This is a genomic window from Hydrogenophaga sedimenti (assembly GCF_051857515.1).
Lineage (GTDB): Bacteria > Pseudomonadota > Gammaproteobacteria > Burkholderiales > Burkholderiaceae_C > Hydrogenophaga.
Map to the genome: position 1 here is coordinate 1 of NZ_JBPZHA010000014.1, position 17061 is coordinate 17061.

General features: G+C 65.7%; 26 protein-coding genes. 20 read left to right on the forward strand and 6 right to left on the reverse strand.

The genetic code is table 11. The annotated features are described in order from the left end of the window. The 13 genes from ACS5NL_RS19645 to ACS5NL_RS19705 all read left to right on the forward strand — a co-directional run. A partial coding sequence (locus ACS5NL_RS19645; protein ID WP_500684336.1) for an EF-Tu C-terminal domain-related protein occupies positions 1–289 on the forward strand: 289 nt, incomplete at its 5' end. 11 nt (positions 290–300) lie between these two features. Continuing rightward, a complete protein-coding gene (gene rpsJ / locus ACS5NL_RS19650; protein ID WP_068174613.1) occupies positions 301–615 on the forward strand; it encodes a 30S ribosomal protein S10 in 315 nt (104 codons plus the stop codon). Positions 616–824: 209 nt separating this feature from the next. Beyond that, positions 825–1493: a 50S ribosomal protein L3 gene (rplC, locus tag ACS5NL_RS19655; RefSeq protein WP_411366393.1), complete on the forward strand. Its 669-nt coding sequence runs from the start codon at positions 825–827 to the stop codon at positions 1491–1493. Continuing rightward, the gene (rplD, locus tag ACS5NL_RS19660; protein ID WP_439355671.1) at positions 1493–2113 is read left to right on the forward strand and encodes a 50S ribosomal protein L4; all 621 of its coding nucleotides are present in this window, start codon (positions 1493–1495) and stop codon (positions 2111–2113) included. Before rplC ends, rplD begins: the two co-directional genes overlap by 1 nt. Further along, positions 2110–2421, forward strand: coding sequence for a 50S ribosomal protein L23 (gene rplW, locus ACS5NL_RS19665; protein WP_439355672.1), 312 nt, complete (start codon positions 2110–2112; stop codon positions 2419–2421). The genes rplD and rplW overlap by 4 nt, the downstream gene beginning before the upstream one ends. 2 nt (positions 2422–2423) lie before the next feature. Next, entirely contained in the window at positions 2424–3248 is an 825-nt protein-coding gene (rplB, locus tag ACS5NL_RS19670) for a 50S ribosomal protein L2 (RefSeq protein WP_066261951.1), read from the forward strand. A 12-nt stretch (positions 3249–3260) separates the two neighbouring features. Further along, entirely contained in the window at positions 3261–3536 is a 276-nt protein-coding gene (rpsS, locus tag ACS5NL_RS19675) for a 30S ribosomal protein S19 (RefSeq protein ID WP_411366391.1), read from the forward strand. Positions 3537–3545: 9 nt separating this feature from the next. Continuing rightward, positions 3546–3881 carry a 50S ribosomal protein L22 gene (gene rplV / locus ACS5NL_RS19680; protein ID WP_411366390.1) on the forward strand — a complete coding sequence of 112 codons (336 nt, stop codon included), beginning with the start codon at positions 3546–3548 and terminating at the stop codon, positions 3879–3881. A 16-nt stretch (positions 3882–3897) separates the two neighbouring features. Continuing rightward, positions 3898–4758 (forward strand): 30S ribosomal protein S3, encoded by an 861-nt coding sequence (gene rpsC / locus ACS5NL_RS19685; RefSeq protein ID WP_382174890.1) that lies wholly within the window; start codon positions 3898–3900, stop codon positions 4756–4758. A 2-nt stretch (positions 4759–4760) separates the two neighbouring features. After that, positions 4761–5177: a 50S ribosomal protein L16 gene (rplP, locus tag ACS5NL_RS19690; RefSeq protein WP_066157696.1), complete on the forward strand. Its 417-nt coding sequence runs from the start codon at positions 4761–4763 to the stop codon at positions 5175–5177. A 15-nt stretch (positions 5178–5192) separates the two neighbouring features. After that, positions 5193–5390, forward strand: a complete 198-nt coding sequence (gene rpmC, locus ACS5NL_RS19695) for a 50S ribosomal protein L29 (RefSeq protein WP_439355673.1) — start codon at positions 5193–5195, stop codon at positions 5388–5390. Between the two features lie 11 nt (positions 5391–5401). Continuing rightward, on the forward strand, positions 5402–5671 hold the full coding sequence (gene rpsQ, locus ACS5NL_RS19700; RefSeq protein WP_411366389.1) for a 30S ribosomal protein S17: 270 nt from the start codon (positions 5402–5404) through the stop codon (positions 5669–5671). A 129-nt stretch (positions 5672–5800) separates the two neighbouring features. Beyond that, positions 5801–6313 (forward strand): peroxiredoxin, encoded by a 513-nt coding sequence (locus ACS5NL_RS19705; protein ID WP_439355674.1) that lies wholly within the window; start codon positions 5801–5803, stop codon positions 6311–6313. Positions 6314–6370: 57 nt separating this feature from the next. On the opposite strand, the gene ACS5NL_RS19710 is transcribed toward ACS5NL_RS19705, so the two are convergent. Both ACS5NL_RS19710 and ACS5NL_RS19715 read right to left on the reverse strand, forming a co-directional pair. Then, complete coding sequence (locus ACS5NL_RS19710) at positions 6371–6892, reverse strand: GNAT family N-acetyltransferase (RefSeq protein ID WP_439355675.1); 522 nt, start codon at positions 6890–6892, stop codon at positions 6371–6373. 66 nt (positions 6893–6958) lie between these two features. After that, positions 6959–7633, reverse strand: coding sequence for a cytochrome b/b6 domain-containing protein (locus tag ACS5NL_RS19715; protein ID WP_439355676.1), 675 nt, complete (start codon positions 7631–7633; stop codon positions 6959–6961). A 150-nt stretch (positions 7634–7783) separates the two neighbouring features. Here ACS5NL_RS19715 and ACS5NL_RS19720 point away from each other — a divergent pair, with 150 nt between their 5' ends. Beyond that, positions 7784–8236, forward strand: coding sequence for a c-type cytochrome (locus ACS5NL_RS19720; protein WP_439355677.1), 453 nt, complete (start codon positions 7784–7786; stop codon positions 8234–8236). Positions 8237–8324: 88 nt separating this feature from the next. On the opposite strand, the gene ACS5NL_RS19725 is transcribed toward ACS5NL_RS19720, so the two are convergent. Then, positions 8325–8855 carry a TlpA family protein disulfide reductase gene (locus ACS5NL_RS19725; protein ID WP_439355678.1) on the reverse strand — a complete coding sequence of 177 codons (531 nt, stop codon included), beginning with the start codon at positions 8853–8855 and terminating at the stop codon, positions 8325–8327. Between the two features lie 65 nt (positions 8856–8920). Continuing rightward, complete coding sequence (locus ACS5NL_RS19730) at positions 8921–10159, reverse strand: CaiB/BaiF CoA transferase family protein (RefSeq protein WP_439355679.1); 1239 nt, start codon at positions 10157–10159, stop codon at positions 8921–8923. 56 nt (positions 10160–10215) lie between these two features. Between ACS5NL_RS19730 and ACS5NL_RS19735 the strand changes: the two genes are divergently transcribed. Genes ACS5NL_RS19735 through ptsP form a run of 5 tightly spaced genes read left to right on the forward strand, consistent with a single transcriptional unit; the run spans position 10216 to position 14477 of the window. Beyond that, the gene (locus ACS5NL_RS19735) at positions 10216–10752 is read left to right on the forward strand and encodes a hypothetical protein (protein WP_439355680.1); all 537 of its coding nucleotides are present in this window, start codon (positions 10216–10218) and stop codon (positions 10750–10752) included. Next, positions 10749–12011: an MFS transporter gene (locus tag ACS5NL_RS19740; protein ID WP_439355681.1), complete on the forward strand. Its 1263-nt coding sequence runs from the start codon at positions 10749–10751 to the stop codon at positions 12009–12011. The genes ACS5NL_RS19735 and ACS5NL_RS19740 overlap by 4 nt, the downstream gene beginning before the upstream one ends. 9 nt (positions 12012–12020) lie before the next feature. Next, positions 12021–12467 carry a PTS sugar transporter subunit IIA gene (locus ACS5NL_RS19745; protein WP_439355682.1) on the forward strand — a complete coding sequence of 149 codons (447 nt, stop codon included), beginning with the start codon at positions 12021–12023 and terminating at the stop codon, positions 12465–12467. Further along, on the forward strand, positions 12436–12705 hold the full coding sequence (locus tag ACS5NL_RS19750) for an HPr family phosphocarrier protein (RefSeq protein ID WP_411366381.1): 270 nt from the start codon (positions 12436–12438) through the stop codon (positions 12703–12705). Before ACS5NL_RS19745 ends, ACS5NL_RS19750 begins: the two co-directional genes overlap by 32 nt. Next, on the forward strand, positions 12702–14477 hold the full coding sequence (ptsP, locus tag ACS5NL_RS19755; RefSeq protein ID WP_439355683.1) for a phosphoenolpyruvate--protein phosphotransferase: 1776 nt from the start codon (positions 12702–12704) through the stop codon (positions 14475–14477). Before ACS5NL_RS19750 ends, ptsP begins: the two co-directional genes overlap by 4 nt. A gap of 11 nt (positions 14478–14488) precedes the next feature. Here the strand turns inward: ptsP and ACS5NL_RS19760 are convergent, their stop codons facing one another. Then, the gene (locus ACS5NL_RS19760; protein ID WP_439355684.1) at positions 14489–15322 is read right to left on the reverse strand and encodes a DMT family transporter; all 834 of its coding nucleotides are present in this window, start codon (positions 15320–15322) and stop codon (positions 14489–14491) included. 82 nt (positions 15323–15404) lie between these two features. On the opposite strand from ACS5NL_RS19760, the gene ACS5NL_RS19765 reads away from it, so the two are divergent. After that, positions 15405–15761, forward strand: coding sequence for a carboxymuconolactone decarboxylase family protein (locus tag ACS5NL_RS19765; RefSeq protein ID WP_439355685.1), 357 nt, complete (start codon positions 15405–15407; stop codon positions 15759–15761). A 280-nt stretch (positions 15762–16041) separates the two neighbouring features. Here the strand turns inward: ACS5NL_RS19765 and lipA are convergent, their stop codons facing one another. Continuing rightward, complete coding sequence (gene lipA, locus ACS5NL_RS19770) at positions 16042–17052, reverse strand: lipoyl synthase (protein WP_439355686.1); 1011 nt, start codon at positions 17050–17052, stop codon at positions 16042–16044. Positions 17053–17061 lie beyond the last annotated feature (9 nt).

Sequence of the window (17061 nt, forward strand, 5' to 3'; positions counted from 1 at the left end):
CAAGCCGCACACGCACTTCACCGGTGAGGTGTATGTGCTGTCCAAGGACGAAGGTGGCCGTCACACGCCGTTCTTCAACAACTACCGCCCGCAGTTCTACTTCCGCACGACGGACGTGACCGGTGCCATCGAGCTGCCCGAAGGCAAGGAAATGGTCATGCCTGGTGACAACGTGTCGATCACGGTCAAGCTGATCGCCCCGATCGCCATGGAAGAAGGTCTGCGTTTCGCCATCCGTGAAGGCGGCCGTACCGTCGGCGCCGGCGTGGTTGCCAAGATCATTGCCTAAGGAGCACACACATGTCTTCCAAGCAAAAGATCCGCATCCGTCTGAAGGCCTTCGATTACAAGCTGATCGACACCTCTGCCGCCGAAATCGTTGACACCGCCAAGCGCACCGGCGCGATCGTCAAGGGCCCCGTGCCCCTGCCGACCCGCATGAAGCGCTTCGACATCCTGCGTTCGCCGCACGTCAACAAGACCTCGCGCGACCAGCTGGAAATCCGCACCCACCAGCGTCTGATGGACATCGTCGACCCGACCGACAAGACGGTGGACGCACTGATGAAGCTGGACCTGCCGGCCGGCGTGGACGTCGAAATCAAGCTGCAGTGATGACTGTGGCGGGCCGGGGCGAAAGTCCGGGCTTGCCATGATCGGGCCCGCCGGTTATACTGGCGGGCTTTTCGGGCTCTTGGCCCGAAATTTTCGTTTGTCGGTCCGGTTCATGAAAATGTTCAGGGTCGCATTCCCGTCCTGGTTGCCTTCGGGTGATCGGGTCAAACATCAGCCCCGGCCAATTGCAGTCGGGAACGGAGAAAACAATGAGTCTTAGCAACTCCCTCGGGTTGTTGGGTCGCAAGGTGGGCATGATGCGTCTGTTCACCGATGACGGGGACGCAGTGCCTGTCACGGTGGTCGATGTGTCGAACAACCGCGTGACGCAAGTCAAAACCCAAGCCAACGATGGCTACGACGCGCTGCAGGTCACTTTTGGCCAGCGCCGCGCCTCCCGCGTCACCAAGCCCATCGCGGGCCACCTGGCCAAGGCCGGTGTCGAAGCGGGTGAAATCATCCAGGAATTCCGCGTTGCCGCCGACGTGGCTGCCCAGTACCAGCCGGGCGCTACCGTGGCCGCCAACGCCATCTTTGCCGCCGGCCAGAAGGTCGACGTGCAGGGCACTTCGATCGGTAAAGGCTTCGCCGGCACCATCAAGCGCCACAACTTCAGCTCGCAGCGCGCGTCGCACGGCAACAGCCGTTCGCACAACGTGCCGGGCTCGATCTCCATGGCCCAGGATCCGGGTCGCGTGTTCCCGGGCAAGAAGATGACCGGCCACATGGGCGATCAGACCAAGACCATCCAGAACCTGGACATCTTCCGCGTCGACGAGTCCCGTCAGCTGCTGATGATCCGTGGTGCCGTGCCTGGCGCCAACGGCGGTTTCCTGACCGTCCGTCCCGCCGTCAAGGCCAAGAAGGGAGCTAACTGATGCAAGTTGAACTCCTGAACGACCAGGGTCAGGCCGCGTCCAAGCTGGATGTGCCCGAAACCATCTTCGGTCGCGATTACAACGAATCCCTGATCCACCAACTCGTGGTGGCCTATCAGGCCAACGCCCGTCAAGGTACGCGTGCCCAGAAAGACCGTGAACAGGTCAAGCACTCGACCAAGAAGCCGTTCAAGCAGAAGGGCACGGGCAACGCACGTGCCGGTATGACTTCCTCGCCGCTGTGGCGTGGGGGCGGCCGCATCTTCCCGAACAGCCCGGACGAAAACTTCACCCAGAAGCTCAACAAGAAGATGTACCGCGCCGGCATGGCGTCCATCTTCTCGCAACTGGTCCGTGAAGGCCGCCTGGCCGTGGTCGATTCCATCAAGGTGGATTCGCCCAAGACCAAGCAGCTCGCCGCCAAGTTCAAGGCCATGAACCTGAACAATGTTCTGGTGATTGCCGAAGAAGTCGACGAGAACCTGTATCTGGCTTCGCGCAATCTGGCCAACGTGCTCGTGGTCGAGCCGCGTTACGCCGATCCGGTGTCGCTGGTGCACTACAAGAAGGTGCTGGTCACCAAGGGTGCCATCGACCAGCTCAAGGAGATGTTCGCATGAGCGTCACGAAATACGACGAAGGCCGTCTGATGCAGGTGCTCGTGGCACCGATCGTGTCGGAAAAGGCCACCCAAGCCGCCGAGCAGTCCAATGCTGTGCTGTTCAAGGTGCTGCAGGACGCCACCAAGCCCGAAATCAAGGCCGCCGTTGAACTGATGTTCAAGGTCCAGGTCAAGGGCGTGTCCGTGCTCAACCAAAAGGGCAAGACCAAGCGCTTCGGCAAGACCGTGGGTCGCCGCGACCATGTGCGCAAGGCCTATGTCACGCTGGTCGAGGGTCAGGAACTCAACTTCGGTGGGGAGGCCTAATCATGGCAGTGATCAAGATGAAACCGACTTCGCCAGGCCGTCGCGGCATGGTGAAAGTCACGCGCGAACACCTGCACAAGGGTGACGGTTTCGCGCCGCTGCTGGAACCCCAGCACCAGAAGTCCGGCCGCAACAACAACGGCCACATCACGGTTCGCCACAAGGGCGGCGGTGCCAAGCACCACTACCGCGTGGTCGACTTCCGTCGCAACAAGGACAACATTCCGGCCAAGGTCGAACGCATCGAGTACGACCCGAACCGCACGGCGCACATCGCGCTGCTGTGTTACGCCGACGGCGAGCGCCGCTACATCATCGCCCCCCGTGGCGTTGAAGTCGGTGCCACGCTGCTGTCCGGTTCCGAGTCGCCGATCCGTGTGGGCAACACCCTGCCGATCCGCAACATTCCCGTCGGTTCGACGATCCACTGCATCGAGCTGCAAGTCGGCAAGGGCGCCCAGATCGCCCGTTCCGCTGGTGCTTCCGCCGTGCTGCTGGCTCGCGAAGGCATCTACGCCCAGGTGCGCATGCGCTCGGGTGAAGTGCGCAAGATCCACGTGGATTGCCGCGCCACCATCGGTGAAGTCTCCAACACCGAGCACAGCCTGCGCCAGATCGGCAAGGCTGGTATCAAGCGCCACATGGGCATCCGCCCGACCGTGCGTGGTACCGCAATGAACCCGATCGACCACCCGCACGGTGGTGGTGAAGGCAAGACCGGCGAAGGCCGCGCTCCGGTGGATCCGTGGGGCAACCTGACCAAGGGTTACCGCACCCGCAACAACCGCCGCACGCAGTCGATGATCGTCTCGCGTCGCAAGAAGTAAGGGGTTGAAGAAATGACTCGTTCACTCAAAAAAGGCCCCTTCATTGACCATCACCTGATGGCCAAGGTTGAAAAGGCTGTGGCCACCAAGGACAAGAAGCCGGTCAAGACCTGGTCGCGCCGCTCCATGATCCTGCCCGAATTCATCGGTCTGACGATCGCCGTGCACAACGGCAAGCAGCACGTGCCTGTGTACATCACCGACCAGATGGTGGGACACAAGCTCGGCGAGTTTTCGCTGACGCGCACGTTCAAAGGCCATCCGGCCGACAAGAAAGCCAAGAAGTAAGGACCAACCATGAGCACAGAAACCCGCTCCGTCGTTCGCGGCGTGCGCCTGTCGGTGGACAAAGGCCGTCTCGTGGCCGACCTGATTCGTGGCAAGAAGGTCGACCAGGCGCTGAACATCCTGGCGTTCACGCAGAAGAAGGCCGCCGGCATTGTCAAGAAAGCGCTTGACTCGGCCATCGCCAACGCTGAACACAACGATGGTGCCGACATCGACGAACTGTTCGTGAAAACGATCTACGTCGAGCAAGGCGCCACACTCAAGCGTTTCTCGGCCCGCGCCAAAGGCCGCGGCAACCGCATCAGCAAACCCACGTGTCACATCTACGTGACGGTTGGCAACTGAAGAGGTCAGAGGACATATGGGACAGAAAATCAACCCCACCGGGTTCCGCCTCGCAGTTTCCCGCAACTGGGCCAGCCGCTGGTACGCCAGCAACCGTGACTTCGCCGGCATGCTGGCCGAAGACATCAAGGTTCGCGAATACCTCAAGGGCAAGCTGAAGAACGCCGCCGTCTCGCGCGTCGTGATCGAGCGCCCCGCCAAGAACGCCCGCATCACCATCTACTCGGCACGTCCGGGCGTGGTGATCGGCAAGAAGGGTGAGGACATCGAGAAGCTGAAGAAGGATCTGGCCGCCAAGCTCGGCGTGCCGGTCGCTGTGAATATCGAGGAAGTGCGCAAGCCCGAAATCGATGCCAAGCTGATCGCCGATTCGATCACCCAGCAGCTCGAAAAGCGGATCATGTTCCGCCGCGCCATGAAGCGCGCCATGCAGAACGCCATGCGTCTGGGTGCCCTGGGCATCAAGATCATGTCTGCCGGCCGCCTGAACGGCATCGAAATCGCCCGTACCGAGTGGTACCGCGAAGGCCGTGTGCCCCTGCACACCCTGCGCGCCGACATCGACTACGGCACCTCGGAAGCCAAGACCACCTACGGCGTCATCGGCGTCAAGGTCTGGGTCTACAAGGGTGACACCCTGGGTCGCAACGATCTGCCCGCCGTGGAAACCCCGCGTCCGGAAGAAGAGCGCCGTCCCCGCGGTCCGCGCCGTGAGCGTCCGGCCGGCCCTGCTGCCCGCGCCGCTGTGCGTCGCGGTGGCAATGCCGCCCCGGCCGATGGTGCCGACAAGCCCGCCGAGGCCACCGACAAACCCGCCGTTAAGCGCGTTCGCAAAGACGCACCCGCAGGGGCACCTGCGGACGGCAAAGGAGAATAAACATGCTGCAACCCGCTCGCCGCAAGTACCGTAAAGAGCAAAAAGGTCGCAACACGGGCGTCGCCACCAGCGGCGCCACCGTGGCCTTTGGCGACTTCGGTCTGAAGTCCACCGATCGCGGCCGTCTGACGGCCCGCCAGATCGAAGCCGCACGCCGTGCGATTTCCCGCCACGTCAAGCGTGGTGGCCGCATCTGGATCCGCGTGTTCCCGGACAAGCCGATTTCCCAGAAGCCTGCCGAAGTCCGTATGGGCAACGGCAAGGGTTCCGTGGAGTACTACGTGGCTGAAATCCAGCCCGGCAAGGTGCTGTACGAAATCGTGGGCGTGCCCGAGCAACTCGCTCGTGAAGCCTTCGCCCTGGCCGCCGCCAAACTTCCCCTGCGCACCACTTTCGTGGCACGCATGCTGGGTCAGTAATTCAGGAGAACATAGATGAAAGCTGCTGAACTGCGCCAGAAGGATGTGGCCGGCCTGGAAGCCGAAGTGAAGTCTCTGCAGAAGGCCCATTTCGGCCTGCGCATGCAGAAGGCCACGCAACAACTCAACAACACCGCCACGCTGGGCGATACCCGCCGCGCCATCGCTCGTGCCAAGACCATCTTGGCCGAGAAGCAACGCGTTGCCAAGTAAGGAGTGAAGTCATGACGGAAGCCAAAACATCCCTCAAGCGCACCCTGATCGGCAAAGTCGTCAGCGACAAGCGCGCCAAGACCGTGACCGTGCTCGTCGAGCGCCGTGTGAAGCACGAGCTCTACGACAAGATCGTGGCCAAGTCGAGCAAGTACCACGCCCACGACGAAAAGGGTGAGTACAAGGCCGGTGACATCGTCGAGATCACCGAAAGCCGCCCGCTGTCCAAGACCAAGAACTGGGTGGCTACCCGTCTGGTTCAAAAGGCCGCCGTGGTGTAAGCCTGTTCACGCTGGTCTCAGCGCGAAACAAGGAAGCGACCGAGAATTCTCGGTCGCTTTTTTCATTTCCGGGCCTGCTCATCTGGCACCGGTTCCGGCCGGCAGGCCATCACACCCCGAGGAGAACACATGATTCAGGTTGGCGAGAAAATTCCGGCGACCACGCTGATGGAATACGTCGAAGTCGAAGGCAATGGCTGCAGCATCGGGCCGAACCCGGTGGACACGCACAAGGCAAGCAGCGGCAAGACGATTGCGCTGTTCGCGCTGCCGGGCGCCTTCACGCCCACCTGCTCGGCCAAGCACGTGCCTGGCTATGTGGAGCAGTTCGATGCACTCAAGGCCGCAGGCGTGGACGAGATCTGGTGCCTGAGCGTGAACGACGCTTTTGTGATGGGTGCCTGGGCGCGTGACCAGAAGACTGGCACCAAGGTGCGCATGCTGGCCGATGGTGATGCGGCGTTCGCCAAGGCCACCGGCTTGACCCTGGATCTGACGGGCAAGGGCCTGGGTCTTCGCAGCAACCGCTATTCCATGCTGGTCAAGGACGGCGTGGTGAAGACCCTGAACGTCGAAGGTCCCGGCAAGTTCGAGGTGAGCGACGCGGCGACCTTGCTGGCGCAGGCCAAGGCCGGTGTCTGACGGGCGCCTGGGCCTGTTCGTGAAGAGGGCGGCTGCCTGCGGGCGGCCGCCCTTTTTTCATGCGGTGCCCGGGGCGGGCGAACGCAGGTCCAGCTTGAGGTAGTGGGCGCCGGCGAGGGGGTTGTGGTAGTAGGGTTCGGTCTCGACAAAGCCCACTTCCTGGTAGAGCGCGCGGGCGGATTCCATGTCGCTCAGCGTGTCGAGCAACATGGTGGTGTAGCCGGCCTGCTGGGCGGCCAGCACGATGGCATCGACCAGTTGACGGCCCAGTCCCAGGCCGCGGAAGCCGGGCCGCACGAACAGGCGCTTCATTTCGCAGGCGTCCAGATGGTCGCTGTTGACCAGCGGCCGGAATGCGCAGCAGCCCGCAGCCTGTCCGTCGACCTCGGCCAGCAGCAATCCGCCCGAGGGGCCCACGTAGTCTCCGGGCAGGCCGTCCAGTTCCTGGTCGAAGCCCTGGAAACAAAGGTCGATGCCCAGGCTCGCCTGGTATTCCAGGAACAGGGCCCGGATCGCATCCACCTGCTGCGGGGTGCGGACTTCAATCAGTGAGACGGTGGCGGCGCGTGGTTCGGACATCGGGGCGCGAAGAAAGCGGTTCGGCCAAGGAATATACGACAGCGTGTCCCCGCAGGCGCTGACCGGTCATCCGCCGGCAGACTGCCCCAGTCCCGCCAGACCGTAGACCGCCACCGCACACAGCGCCCACACCACCAGCGCCAGCAGGCGCGACCCGGCCGAATCCGCGGCGCTGGGCAGCGGGACATCGACCTGCTTGTCGCCCAGCACCATGGGACGGATCAGGTTGTCCTTCTTCACCAGCCTGTAGAACACGATGGCGGCCAGATGCAGGACCACAAGAAGGAGCACCAGCAGCTTGCCGACCGACTTGTGGTACTTCGTGGCCAGACTGACGGTGTCGCCCGACACCAGGCTGGCCAGCGGGCCGGTGAACGCGATCTCGTCGTCGCTGAACAGGCCGGTGCCGACCTGCAGCAGCAGGATGGACAGCAGCGCCAGCACCGACAGCATGCCCAGCGGGTTGTGGCCGACGCGGTGCTCGGGGCGGGCCTCGCCGCGCAGATAGGCGAACACGGTCGACGGTCCGTACAGGAAGCTGCGAAAGCGGGACCAGTGGCCGCCGACAAACCCCCAGACGATGCGGAACAGCAGCAGACTGAGCACGGTGAGCCCCAGGCGGCCATGCCAGTCCATCCAGGGGCCGCCCACATTGGCCGTGATCACCAGGCCGACGACACAGGCCACGAGGGCCCAGTGGAAGAGGCGGGTGGGAAGGTCCCAGACACGGACGGTGTGCATGTTCAGCCTAGGTGTAAACACTGAAAACGGATAGAGACGATACACGGAACCGGGTTCCTGTGGAACTTTTTCCCACGACATAGGCTCCGGCACCAGGTAGCCGACGCTACGGGTTCCCATTCATTTACACCATCGCTCAGGAGTCCCTTCATGAAGCTGTTCGCATCTCTCGCGCTCGCCGTCACCGTGTCCACGCTGTCGGTGCCGGCCATGGCCCAGTTCCAGAAACCGGAAGACGCCGTGAAGTACCGCAAGGCCGTCATGACGCTGATGTCGGCGCACATCGGTCGCATCGGTGCCATGGCCAGCGACAAGGCGCCGTTCGACGCGAAAGTGGCCGCCGAGAACGCGGCATTCGTGGAGGAGCTGAGCCGGTTGCCCTGGGCGGCCTTCGGCGCGGGCACGGACAAGGGGGAGACCCGCGCCAAGCCGGAAATCTGGTCCGACGGCGCCAAGTTCAAGAAAACCTCGGACGACCTGGTGACAAACACCGCCTCGCTGAACGCGGCGGCCAAGACCGGCAACCTGGACAATCTGAAGAAGGCATTCGGTGAAACGGCGAAAACCTGCAAGGCTTGCCACGATACCTTCCGCAAGGAGTGAGCAGATACTTTCTTGGAATTTCTGCTCAACAAAAAGGGCTGGACACCTTCGGGTGCCAGCCCTTTTTTGCTTGGAGCGTCGGCGGTGGTCAGCCCTTGGCCAGCAGATCCTCGATCAGCGCATGCAGGGCCGGGAAGTCGGGTTCGCCCACGAAGCGTTTGACGATGCGCCCCTGCTTGTCGACCAGGTAGGTGGTCGGGGTCAGCTTCACATCGCCCCAGTTCTTGGCCAGCTCGCCCGTGTTGTCCAGCGCGACCTTGAAAGGCAGCTGCCGGGACTGCGCATAGTTGACCACCCAGGCCGGCTGGTCGTAGCTCATCGCCACCGCGATGGTTTCCAGTCCTTTGCCCTGGTACTTCTTGTAGGTGTCCACCATGGAAGGCATTTCCTTCACGCAGGTGGTGCAGGTGGTGGCCCAGAAGTTGACCAGGGTCACCTTGCCCTTGAGCTGCTCGGTGGTGGTGGTCGAGCCGTCCAGCAGGACGAATTTGGACGCCGGCGCCTGGTCGCCACCCGCACAGGCCGCGAGGCCCAGGGTGGCAACGCCGAGCAGGGCGGACAGGGACAGCAGCGAACGGCGGCGGGAAATGGACAGGCGCTTCATGGGTGTGCGGAACATCGGGTGTCCCGGTGTGAGTCGCCTATTGTCGGAGAGTTCAACGCGAAGGACAAATCGCGCGCCATTCACCGGTGTCCCAGCCAGTCGGCCAGCACCTCGGCCTGGTGTTCACCGAGCAGCGGGGGCGGGCGCTGGCTGCGCACCGGCGTGGCGCTGAGCCTGATCGGGCTGGCCACGAGATCGACCTGGTCGGCCAGCGGGTGGGCCTGCTCCCCTTCCCAGCGGTGGACCATGCCGCGCGCGAGCACGTGCGGATCGGCAAACACCTCGGCCAGGCTGTTGATCGGGCCGCAGGGCACCTTGGCGGCTTCGAGGGCCGACAGCCAGTCGGCCTTGCCGCGGGTCTTGAAGATGGCTTCCAGCAGCGGCACCAGGACGGCGCGGTGGCGCACCCGGTTCTGGTTGCGGGCAAAACGCCCGTCGGTCGCCAGTTCGGGCTGCCCGGCCACTTCGCAGAACTTGGCGAACTGGCCGTCGTTGCCCACGGCCAGGATGATGTGCTGCGGCTGGCCTTGCGCGTCGGGGGCGACCTCGAACACCTGGTAGGGCACGATGTTGACGTGGGCGTTGCCGGCGCGGCCGGGCACCTTGCCTTCTTCGCGACCGCGCACTAGGTAGTTGGCGCCCAGGTTGGCGAGCATGGCGACCTGGGTGTCCAGCAGGGCCATGTCGATGTGCTGGCCCTCGCCGGTGCGTTCGGCGTGGCGCAGCGCGGCCTGGATGGCGACCGTGGCGTAGAGGCCGGTGAACAGGTCGGCCACCGCCACGCCCACCTTCTGCGGGCCACCGCCCGGGAGGTCGTCGCGCTCGCCGGTCACGCTCATCAGCCCGCCCATGCCCTGGATCGCGTAGTCGTAGCCCGCGCGGTCCTTGTACGGGCCGGTCTGGCCGAAGCCGGTGATGGAGCAGTAGACGAGCTTCGGGTTGAGCGCGTGCAGGCTGTCGAAATCGAGCCCGTAGCGCGCCATGTCGCCGACCTTGTAGTTCTCGACGAACACGTCGGCCTTGGTCGCCAGTTCGCGGACCAGCGCCTGGCCCTCGGGCGTGGCGATGTCGCAGGTGACGGAGCGCTTGTTGCGGTTGGCGCCCAGGTAGTAGGCCGCCTCGGCGGTGTCGGTGCCGTCGCGGCCTTTCAGGAAGGGCGGTCCCCAGCCGCGGGTGTCGTCGCCGCCGGGGTGATTGGCGCCGGGCGGTCGCTCGACCTTGACCACGTCGGCGCCCAGGTCGGCCAGCGTCTGCGTGCACCAGGGCCCGGCGAGCACACGGGACAAATCGAGTATGCGGATACCATCCAGAGCATTCATCGGGCCATTGTGCCCGCCGCGGTGGCGCCATGCTGCCGCGCATTCCGGAGACTCCGTTGCTGCACTCTGTTCGCGCCGCCGGCCTGGCGGTGCTGCTGGTTCTGGGCGCCTGCAGCCCGACCTTCAACTGGCGCGCCTGGTCCGTGGAGGGCACGGCATTGCAGGCCATGATGCCCTGCAAACCCGAGAGTGCGACCCGGCCGGTGCCGATGCTGGGCACGCCGGTGGAGCTGCACATGCACAGCTGCGAAACGGGTGGCCTGAGATTCGCACTGGCCTGGGCCGATGTCGGGCAGCCGGCGCAGGTTCCGGTGGCGCTGGCCGCCTGGCGCCTGGCGAGCCTGCAGACCCTGCGGGTGACGGTCACATCGCCGGACGATGCGGCGCTGAACTGGCCGGTCGCGGTGGCTGGCGTGCCGCAGGCGCAGGGCGTGCAAGCCCAGGGCACCGATCCGCAGGGCCAGGCCGTGTCGTCCCGCACCGTGTATTTCGCGCACGGTACGCAGGTGTTCCAGGCGGCGGTCTACGGCGCCCGCCTGAACGGCGAAGCGATCGAGACATTCTTTGGTGGCCTGAAGTTGCCTGCGCCATGAGCGGCGCCGTGGCGCCTGGGGCCATCGACCGGTTGTCGCCGCGCACCGCGGTCGCGGTGTTCCTGTCCTTCGCACTGGCCTACTTTCTTTCGGCGCTGATCCGCGCCGTCACTGCCACGCTCTCGCCGGTGCTCAGTGCCGAGCTGTCGCTGCAGGCGCGGGATCTCGGCCTGCTGGCCGGTGGCTACTTCTTCGGTTTTGCGCTGACCCAGCTGCCGCTGGGGGCGTGGCTGGACCGCTTCGGTCCGCGGCGCGTGATCCTGGCGTTTCTCGGGGTCGCGGTGCTGGGCTGCGCGGCCTTCGCCTCGGCCACCAGTTTTGCCGGATTGCTGGCTGCGCGGGCGCTCACCGGCATGGGCGTGAGCGCCTGCCTGATGGCGCCGCTCACGGGCTACCGCCGCTGGCTGTCGCCGGCCACGCAGATGCGCGCCAACTCCTGGATGCTGATGACCGGCTCGCTGGGCATGGTGGCGTCGACGCTGCCGGTGCAATGGCTGATGCCGATGATCGGCTGGCGCGGGCTGTTCTGGCTGTTGGCCGCACTCGTGCTGCTGTCCATGCTCGGGTTGTTCCTGCTGGTGCCGCACTGGCGCATGCCTCCGCCGTCCCCGGGTGCCAGGCCGGCACAGACGCCCGGCTACGGCGTGATCTGGCGCCATCCGTACTTCCGCCAGATGCTGCCCATCGGCTTCGTCAACTACGGCGGCATGGTGGCGGTGCAGACCCTGTGGGCCGGGCCGTGGATGGTGCAGGTCGCGGGGTACACGGCAGCGCAGGCCGCCCGTGGGCTGTTTGCGATCAACCTGTGCATGCTGCTGGGCTTCTGGCTCTGGGGGCTGCTCAATCCACGGCTGGCGCAGCGCGGCATCCGCGCCGAGCGGCTGATCGCCTGGGGGCTGCCGCTGAGCTTCGTGGCGCTGGCGGCGATCGTGGCCATGGGGCCGGGGGCGGGCTGGCCCCTGTGGGCGGCGTTCTGTGTGAGCAGCACCTTTGTCTCGCTGTCGCAGCCGGCGGTGGCGCTGGCCCTGCCGGCGGCCGCGGCGGGACGTGCGCTGTCGGCCTACAACCTGGTCATCTTCGCCGGCGTGTTCGCCGTGCAGTGGGCGATCGGCGGCCTCATCGACGTGTTCGCGCTGCTGGGCTGGGACACGGTGGCGCGCTTTCGCGGCGCGGTCGCGGTGTTCGGTCTGTGTGGTGTGACCGCCTATGGGCTGTTTCTGCGCGCGCATCTGCGCCAGCCCGCCAGAGCAGCGGGATAAACTCGCGCCATGAACGGCATCCTCATCGTCGCACACGCTCCGCTCGCGTCGGCCCTCCGGTCCTGCGTGCTGCACGTGTTCCCCGACAGCGCCAACGCGGTGTCGGCCCTGGATGTCCTGCCCAATGCCCCGCCGGAAGAATCGCTGGCCCAGGCGCGCGTGCTGGTCAAACAGCTGGACACGCCGCAGGTGCTGGTGTTGACCGATGTGTTCGGTGCGACGCCCTGCAACGTCGCGCACAAGCTCGTCGACGGTGTGCGTTCCAAGCTGATCGCAGGCGTCAACCTGCCGATGCTGCTGCGCACCGTGTCCTACCGGCACGAATCGCTGGACGCGCTGGTTTCGCGCGCCATGATCGGGGCCACGCAGGGCGTGATCCAGGTGGCGGTGACCGCACCACAAAATCAGGCGAGAAGACAGACACATGATCAAGACCACCGTGACCATCAGCAATAAGCTCGGGCTGCATGCCCGCGCTTCGGCCAAGCTCACCAAGCTGGCCGGCAGCCACAACTGCGAAGTGTGGATGTCCAAGGGCGACCGGCGCATCAACGCCAAGAGCATCATGGGCGTGATGATGCTGGCGGCCGGGCTGGGCAGCCAGGTCGAGATCGAGACCAACGGGCCGGAAGAGCAGGCGGCGATGGACGCCATCCTCGCCCTCATCAACGACAAATTCGGCGAAGGCGAATGAGCTTCACCGTTCACGGTCTCGCCGTTTCCCGGGGCATCGCCATCGGGCGGGCCGTGATCGTGGCGTCCAGCCGCATGGACGTCGCGCACTACTTCGTCAAGCAGGACCAGGTCGAGGCCGAGATCGAACGGCTGCGCCAGGCGCGCAACGGAGTCGTCGAAGAAATCGAGAAGGTCCAGGCGAGCCTGGGTGAACTGGGTTCGCACGACGCGCACCCCGAGCTGAGCGCGCTGCTGGACGTGCACCTGATGCTGCTGCAGGACGAGCAGCTCACCAGCGGCGTGAAACACTGGATCGTCGACCGCCACTACAACGCCGAGTGGGCGCTGACCACCCAGCTGGAGGTGATCGCGCGCCAGTTCGACGAGATGGAAGACCCGTATCTGCGCGAGCGCAAGGCCGACCTGGAGCAGGTGGTCGAGCGCATGCTGCGCATGATGCGCGGGGTGGTGTCGCCGGTGGCGGCGCCTGCTGCCGCGACGGCCGGCTCCGGCGACGCGGGCGCGCTGTTCGACCCGTCGGTCGACGTGCCGCTGGTGCTGATCGCGCACGACCTGTCGCCGGCCGACATGCTGCAGTTCAAGCAGAGCGTGTTCGCCGGGTTCGTGACCGACGTGGGCGGCAAGACCAGCCACACGGCCATCGTCGCGCGCAGCATGGACATCCCGGCGGTGGTCGGCGCGCGCTCGGCCAGCCACCTGATCAACCAGGACGACTGGGTCATCATCGACGGCGACGCCGGTGTGGTGGTGGTCGATCCTTCGCCGATCCTACTGGCCGAATACGGTTTCAAGCAGCGCCAGGGCGAGGTCGAGCGCGAGCGCCTGTCGCGCCTGAAGAACACGCCGGCCGTCACGCTGGACGGCCAGAAGATCGAGCTGCTGGCCAACATCGAGCAACCGTCGGACGCCGTCGGGGCACTCAAGGCCGGCGCGGTCGGCGTGGGCCTGTTCCGTACCGAATTCCTGTTCATGGGGCGCAACGGCAAGTTGCCCGACGAAGAAGAGCAGTACGCCGCCTACCGCAGCGCGGTCGAAGGCATGCAGGGGCTGCCGGTCACGATCCGCACCGTCGACGTGGGGGCCGACAAGCCGCTGGACCGCACGCCGGTGCGCTCCGGCGAAGACCACCTCAATCCGGCGCTGGGCCTGCGGGCGATCCGCTGGAGCCTGGCCGATCCGGCCATGTTCCTGGCCCAGCTGCGCGCCATCCTGCGCGCGGCGGCGCTGGGGCCGATCAACCTGCTGATTCCGATGCTGGCGCACGCCAGCGAAATCCGCCAGACGCTGGCGCTGGTCGACAAGGCGCGGGCGCAACTCGACACCCAGGGCGCGGTGCATGGCCCGGTGCGCCTGGGCGCGATGATCGAAGTGCCGGCGGCGGCGCTGACGATCCCGCTGTTCCTGCGCCATTTCGACTTCCTGTCGATCGGCACCAACGACCTGATCCAGTACACGCTGGCGATCGACCGCGCCGACGAGGCCGTGGCGCATCTCTACGACCCGGTGCATCCGGCCGTGCTGCACCTGGTGGCCAACACCATCGCTCAGGCGCGGGCGCAGGGCAAGAGCGTGAGCGTGTGCGGCGAAATGGCGGGCGATGTCGGCATGACGCGCCTGCTGCTCGGCCTGGGCCTGCGCAGCTTCTCGATGCACCCCTCGCAGATCCTGGCGGTCAAGCAGCAGATCCTGCGCTGCGACACCGGCAAGCTGGCGACCTGGGCGCAGAGCGTGCTTGCGGCCGAAGACCCGGCCGCGCTGATGGCGGACTGAACCCGCCTTGATCAGCGGCGCGTGGCGAGCACCGCCGCGCCGATGATCATGGCGGCGGCCACCACCACCGGGATACCGGGCATTTCTCCCCGCACCAGCAGCAGCGTCAGCGTCGACAGCAGCGGCGTGAGGAAGCTCAGCACGCCGATCTGCCGCGCGTCGCCGCGCTTGAGCGCGGCGTCCCAGAGGAAGAACGCGCCACCCAGCGGCCCCAGCCCCAGCACGGCGATCAGCAGAAGGTCGCGCGTCGACAGTGCCGTGGCCGGTTCCAGCCACCAGTGGCAGACCAGCGACAACAAACCCGAGGCGAGGGCAAAGCTGCCGATCGCGGCGGTGGGAAAGGGCTTCACGCGCTTGGTCAGCAGCGAATAGCTGGCCCAGATGAAGGCCGAGGCCGCGGCCGGGATGTAGCCCCAGGCCCAGACCACCTCGGCCGAACCGCCACGGCCCAGGATCGCCAGCGCGGCGCCCGCGAACCCGAGCAGGGCGGCCAGCACATGGCGGCGGGTGAGCGACACGTCCGGCAGGAACAGCGGCGCCATCACCACGATGCCCAGCGGCCACAGGTAGTTGATCAGGTTGGCCTGCACCGGTGGTGCGTGGCGCAGGGCGATGAACAGCAGGAAGTGGAAGCCGAACAGGCCGTACACGCCCAGCGCCAGCGTGCTGGCCGGCACTTTCCACTGGCGCCAGTCGAAACGCGAAAGCGGCAGGGCGATCGCGCTGCCCATCAGCAGCGACAGCCCGGTCAGGAGGAAGGGCGGCACATGCGACAGGGCCACGCCCAGCGCGGCCAGCGCAGCCCACAGGACGATGGCGCCCAGTGCCAGGGCGTTGGCGTTCATCGGCCCCTCCCTTGATGCAGGACAGATGCGTGGGCCCGGGGATTCAAGGATACTCTCATGGGTATATTTTGGAGGTCAAACAATGAGCACGTTCGATCACAGCAGCCTGATCCAGAACATCAACCGGCAACTGGGACCGCTGCGCAAGTCCCAGCCCGAAGCCATGGCCGGTTTCGGCCAGCTGGCCAGGGCCTCGATGGCGGAGGGGGCGGTGAGCGCCAAGCACAAGGAGCTGATCGCCCTGGCGATCGGCATCACGCAGCGTTGCTCGGGTTGCATCGGCTTTCATGTCAAGGCCTTGCAACGGCTGAACTGTACCCGTGCCGAACTGGAGGAAATGCTGACCGTCTGCGTGTACATGGGGGGCGGGCCTGCGCTCATGTACACGGCCGAGGCGCTGGCCGCCTGGGACCAGATGGCGCCAACCGGTGCGGACTGAGCATGGAACTCAGATGCCGGCGGCCCCTTAGCGCGCAGTTGCACTGAAGGGGGTGCCCAAGCGTCGTTGCGTCTAGCTGCGCAGGGCAGGGCAGTCGATGGGAGCGATCACCAGACCGGCACCGGCGGACACGCGCTGACCGCGGCTTTCGATCTCCGGTTTCAGCATGCTTCCGAGGTCGTCCAGAATCTGACTGTGCTCGTGCTCGTGCTCGTGCTCGTGCTCGTGGCTGCCTGCGGATGCGCCATAGCGGCGCACCGACAGCGAGTCGCCGGCCCTCTCAGTCCTTGTTCAGCACGCCGTGCGCCTGCTGGTCGGCGTGGTAGCTGGACCGCACCATGGCGCCCACGGCGGCGTGGGTGAAGCCCATCTCGTAGGCCTTCGCTTCGAACATCTTGAAGGTGTCCGGGTGCACGTAGCGTCGCACCGGCAGGTGGTGGCCGCTGGGGGCGAGGTACTGGCCGATGGTCAGCATGTCGATGTCGTGTGCGCGCATGTCGCGCATGACTTCCAGGATTTCCTCGTCGGTCTCGCCCAGGCCGACCATCAGGCCGCTCTTGGTCGGGATGCCGGGAAAGCGCTGCTTGAACTTCTTGAGCAGGTTCAGGCTGAACTGGTAGTCCGAGCCCGGGCGCGCTTCCTTGTACAGGCGCGGCACGGTCTCCAGGTTGTGGTTGAGCACATCGGGCAGGCCGGCGGCCAGGATGTCCAGTGCCTTCTCGTCGCGGCCTCGGAAGTCGGGCACCAGCACCTCGATCTGGGTCTGCGGCGAAAGCTCGCGCGTGCGCTGGATGCAGCTGACGTAGTGGCCGGCGCCACCGTCGCGCAGGTCGTCGCGGTCCACGCTGGTGATCACCACGTACTTCAACTGGAGCTGGGCGATGGTCTTGGCCAGGTTCTCGGGTTCGTCCGCGTCCAGCGGGTCCGGACGGCCGTGGCCGACGTCGCAGAACGGGCAGCGGCGCGTGCACTTGTCGCCCATGATCATGAAGGTGGCCGTGCCCTTGCCGAAGCATTCGCCGATGTTGGGGCAGCTCGCTTCCTCGCACACGGTCACCAGCTTGTTGCTGCGCAGGATGTCCTTGATCTCGTAGAAGCGCGTGGTCGGTGAGCCGGCCTTGACGCGGATCCACTCGGGCTTCTTCAGCACCTCCGCGGGCACGATCTTGATCGGGATGCGGGCGGTCTTGGCCTGGCTCTTCTGCTTGGCGGTGGCGTCGTAGCTGGCGGCGGGCTGGGCGTCGCGGACGGTGGGGCTGGCGTCGGCCGCGGGGGTGTCGGGGCGGGTCATGGCAGAAGC

Excerpts from the sequence above, each read along its gene's own strand:
- rpsJ (WP_068174613.1), top strand. The coding sequence starts at position 301 with ATGTCTTCCAAGCAAAAGATCCGCATCCGTCTGAAGGCCTTCGATTAC.
- rplC (WP_411366393.1), top strand. The coding sequence starts at position 825 with ATGAGTCTTAGCAACTCCCTCGGGTTGTTGGGTCGCAAGGTGGGCATG.
- rplD (WP_439355671.1), top strand. The coding sequence starts at position 1,493 with ATGCAAGTTGAACTCCTGAACGACCAGGGTCAGGCCGCGTCCAAGCTG.
- rplW (WP_439355672.1), top strand. The coding sequence starts at position 2,110 with ATGAGCGTCACGAAATACGACGAAGGCCGTCTGATGCAGGTGCTCGTG.
- rplB (WP_066261951.1), top strand. The coding sequence starts at position 2,424 with ATGGCAGTGATCAAGATGAAACCGACTTCGCCAGGCCGTCGCGGCATG.
- rpsS (WP_411366391.1), top strand. The coding sequence starts at position 3,261 with ATGACTCGTTCACTCAAAAAAGGCCCCTTCATTGACCATCACCTGATG.
- rplV (WP_411366390.1), top strand. The coding sequence starts at position 3,546 with ATGAGCACAGAAACCCGCTCCGTCGTTCGCGGCGTGCGCCTGTCGGTG.
- rpsC (WP_382174890.1), top strand. The coding sequence starts at position 3,898 with ATGGGACAGAAAATCAACCCCACCGGGTTCCGCCTCGCAGTTTCCCGC.
- rplP (WP_066157696.1), top strand. The coding sequence starts at position 4,761 with ATGCTGCAACCCGCTCGCCGCAAGTACCGTAAAGAGCAAAAAGGTCGC.
- rpmC (WP_439355673.1), top strand. The coding sequence starts at position 5,193 with ATGAAAGCTGCTGAACTGCGCCAGAAGGATGTGGCCGGCCTGGAAGCC.
- rpsQ (WP_411366389.1), top strand. The coding sequence starts at position 5,402 with ATGACGGAAGCCAAAACATCCCTCAAGCGCACCCTGATCGGCAAAGTC.
- ACS5NL_RS19705 (WP_439355674.1), top strand. The coding sequence starts at position 5,801 with ATGATTCAGGTTGGCGAGAAAATTCCGGCGACCACGCTGATGGAATAC.
- ACS5NL_RS19710 (WP_439355675.1), bottom strand. The coding sequence starts at position 6,892 with ATGTCCGAACCACGCGCCGCCACCGTCTCACTGATTGAAGTCCGCACC.
- ACS5NL_RS19715 (WP_439355676.1), bottom strand. The coding sequence starts at position 7,633 with ATGCACACCGTCCGTGTCTGGGACCTTCCCACCCGCCTCTTCCACTGG.
- ACS5NL_RS19720 (WP_439355677.1), top strand. The coding sequence starts at position 7,784 with ATGAAGCTGTTCGCATCTCTCGCGCTCGCCGTCACCGTGTCCACGCTG.
- ACS5NL_RS19725 (WP_439355678.1), bottom strand. The coding sequence starts at position 8,855 with ATGTTCCGCACACCCATGAAGCGCCTGTCCATTTCCCGCCGCCGTTCG.
- ACS5NL_RS19730 (WP_439355679.1), bottom strand. The coding sequence starts at position 10,159 with ATGAATGCTCTGGATGGTATCCGCATACTCGATTTGTCCCGTGTGCTC.
- ACS5NL_RS19740 (WP_439355681.1), top strand. The coding sequence starts at position 10,749 with ATGAGCGGCGCCGTGGCGCCTGGGGCCATCGACCGGTTGTCGCCGCGC.
- ACS5NL_RS19745 (WP_439355682.1), top strand. The coding sequence starts at position 12,021 with ATGAACGGCATCCTCATCGTCGCACACGCTCCGCTCGCGTCGGCCCTC.
- ACS5NL_RS19750 (WP_411366381.1), top strand. The coding sequence starts at position 12,436 with ATGATCAAGACCACCGTGACCATCAGCAATAAGCTCGGGCTGCATGCC.
- ptsP (WP_439355683.1), top strand. The coding sequence starts at position 12,702 with ATGAGCTTCACCGTTCACGGTCTCGCCGTTTCCCGGGGCATCGCCATC.
- ACS5NL_RS19760 (WP_439355684.1), bottom strand. The coding sequence starts at position 15,322 with ATGAACGCCAACGCCCTGGCACTGGGCGCCATCGTCCTGTGGGCTGCG.
- ACS5NL_RS19765 (WP_439355685.1), top strand. The coding sequence starts at position 15,405 with ATGAGCACGTTCGATCACAGCAGCCTGATCCAGAACATCAACCGGCAA.
- lipA (WP_439355686.1), bottom strand. The coding sequence starts at position 17,052 with ATGACCCGCCCCGACACCCCCGCGGCCGACGCCAGCCCCACCGTCCGC.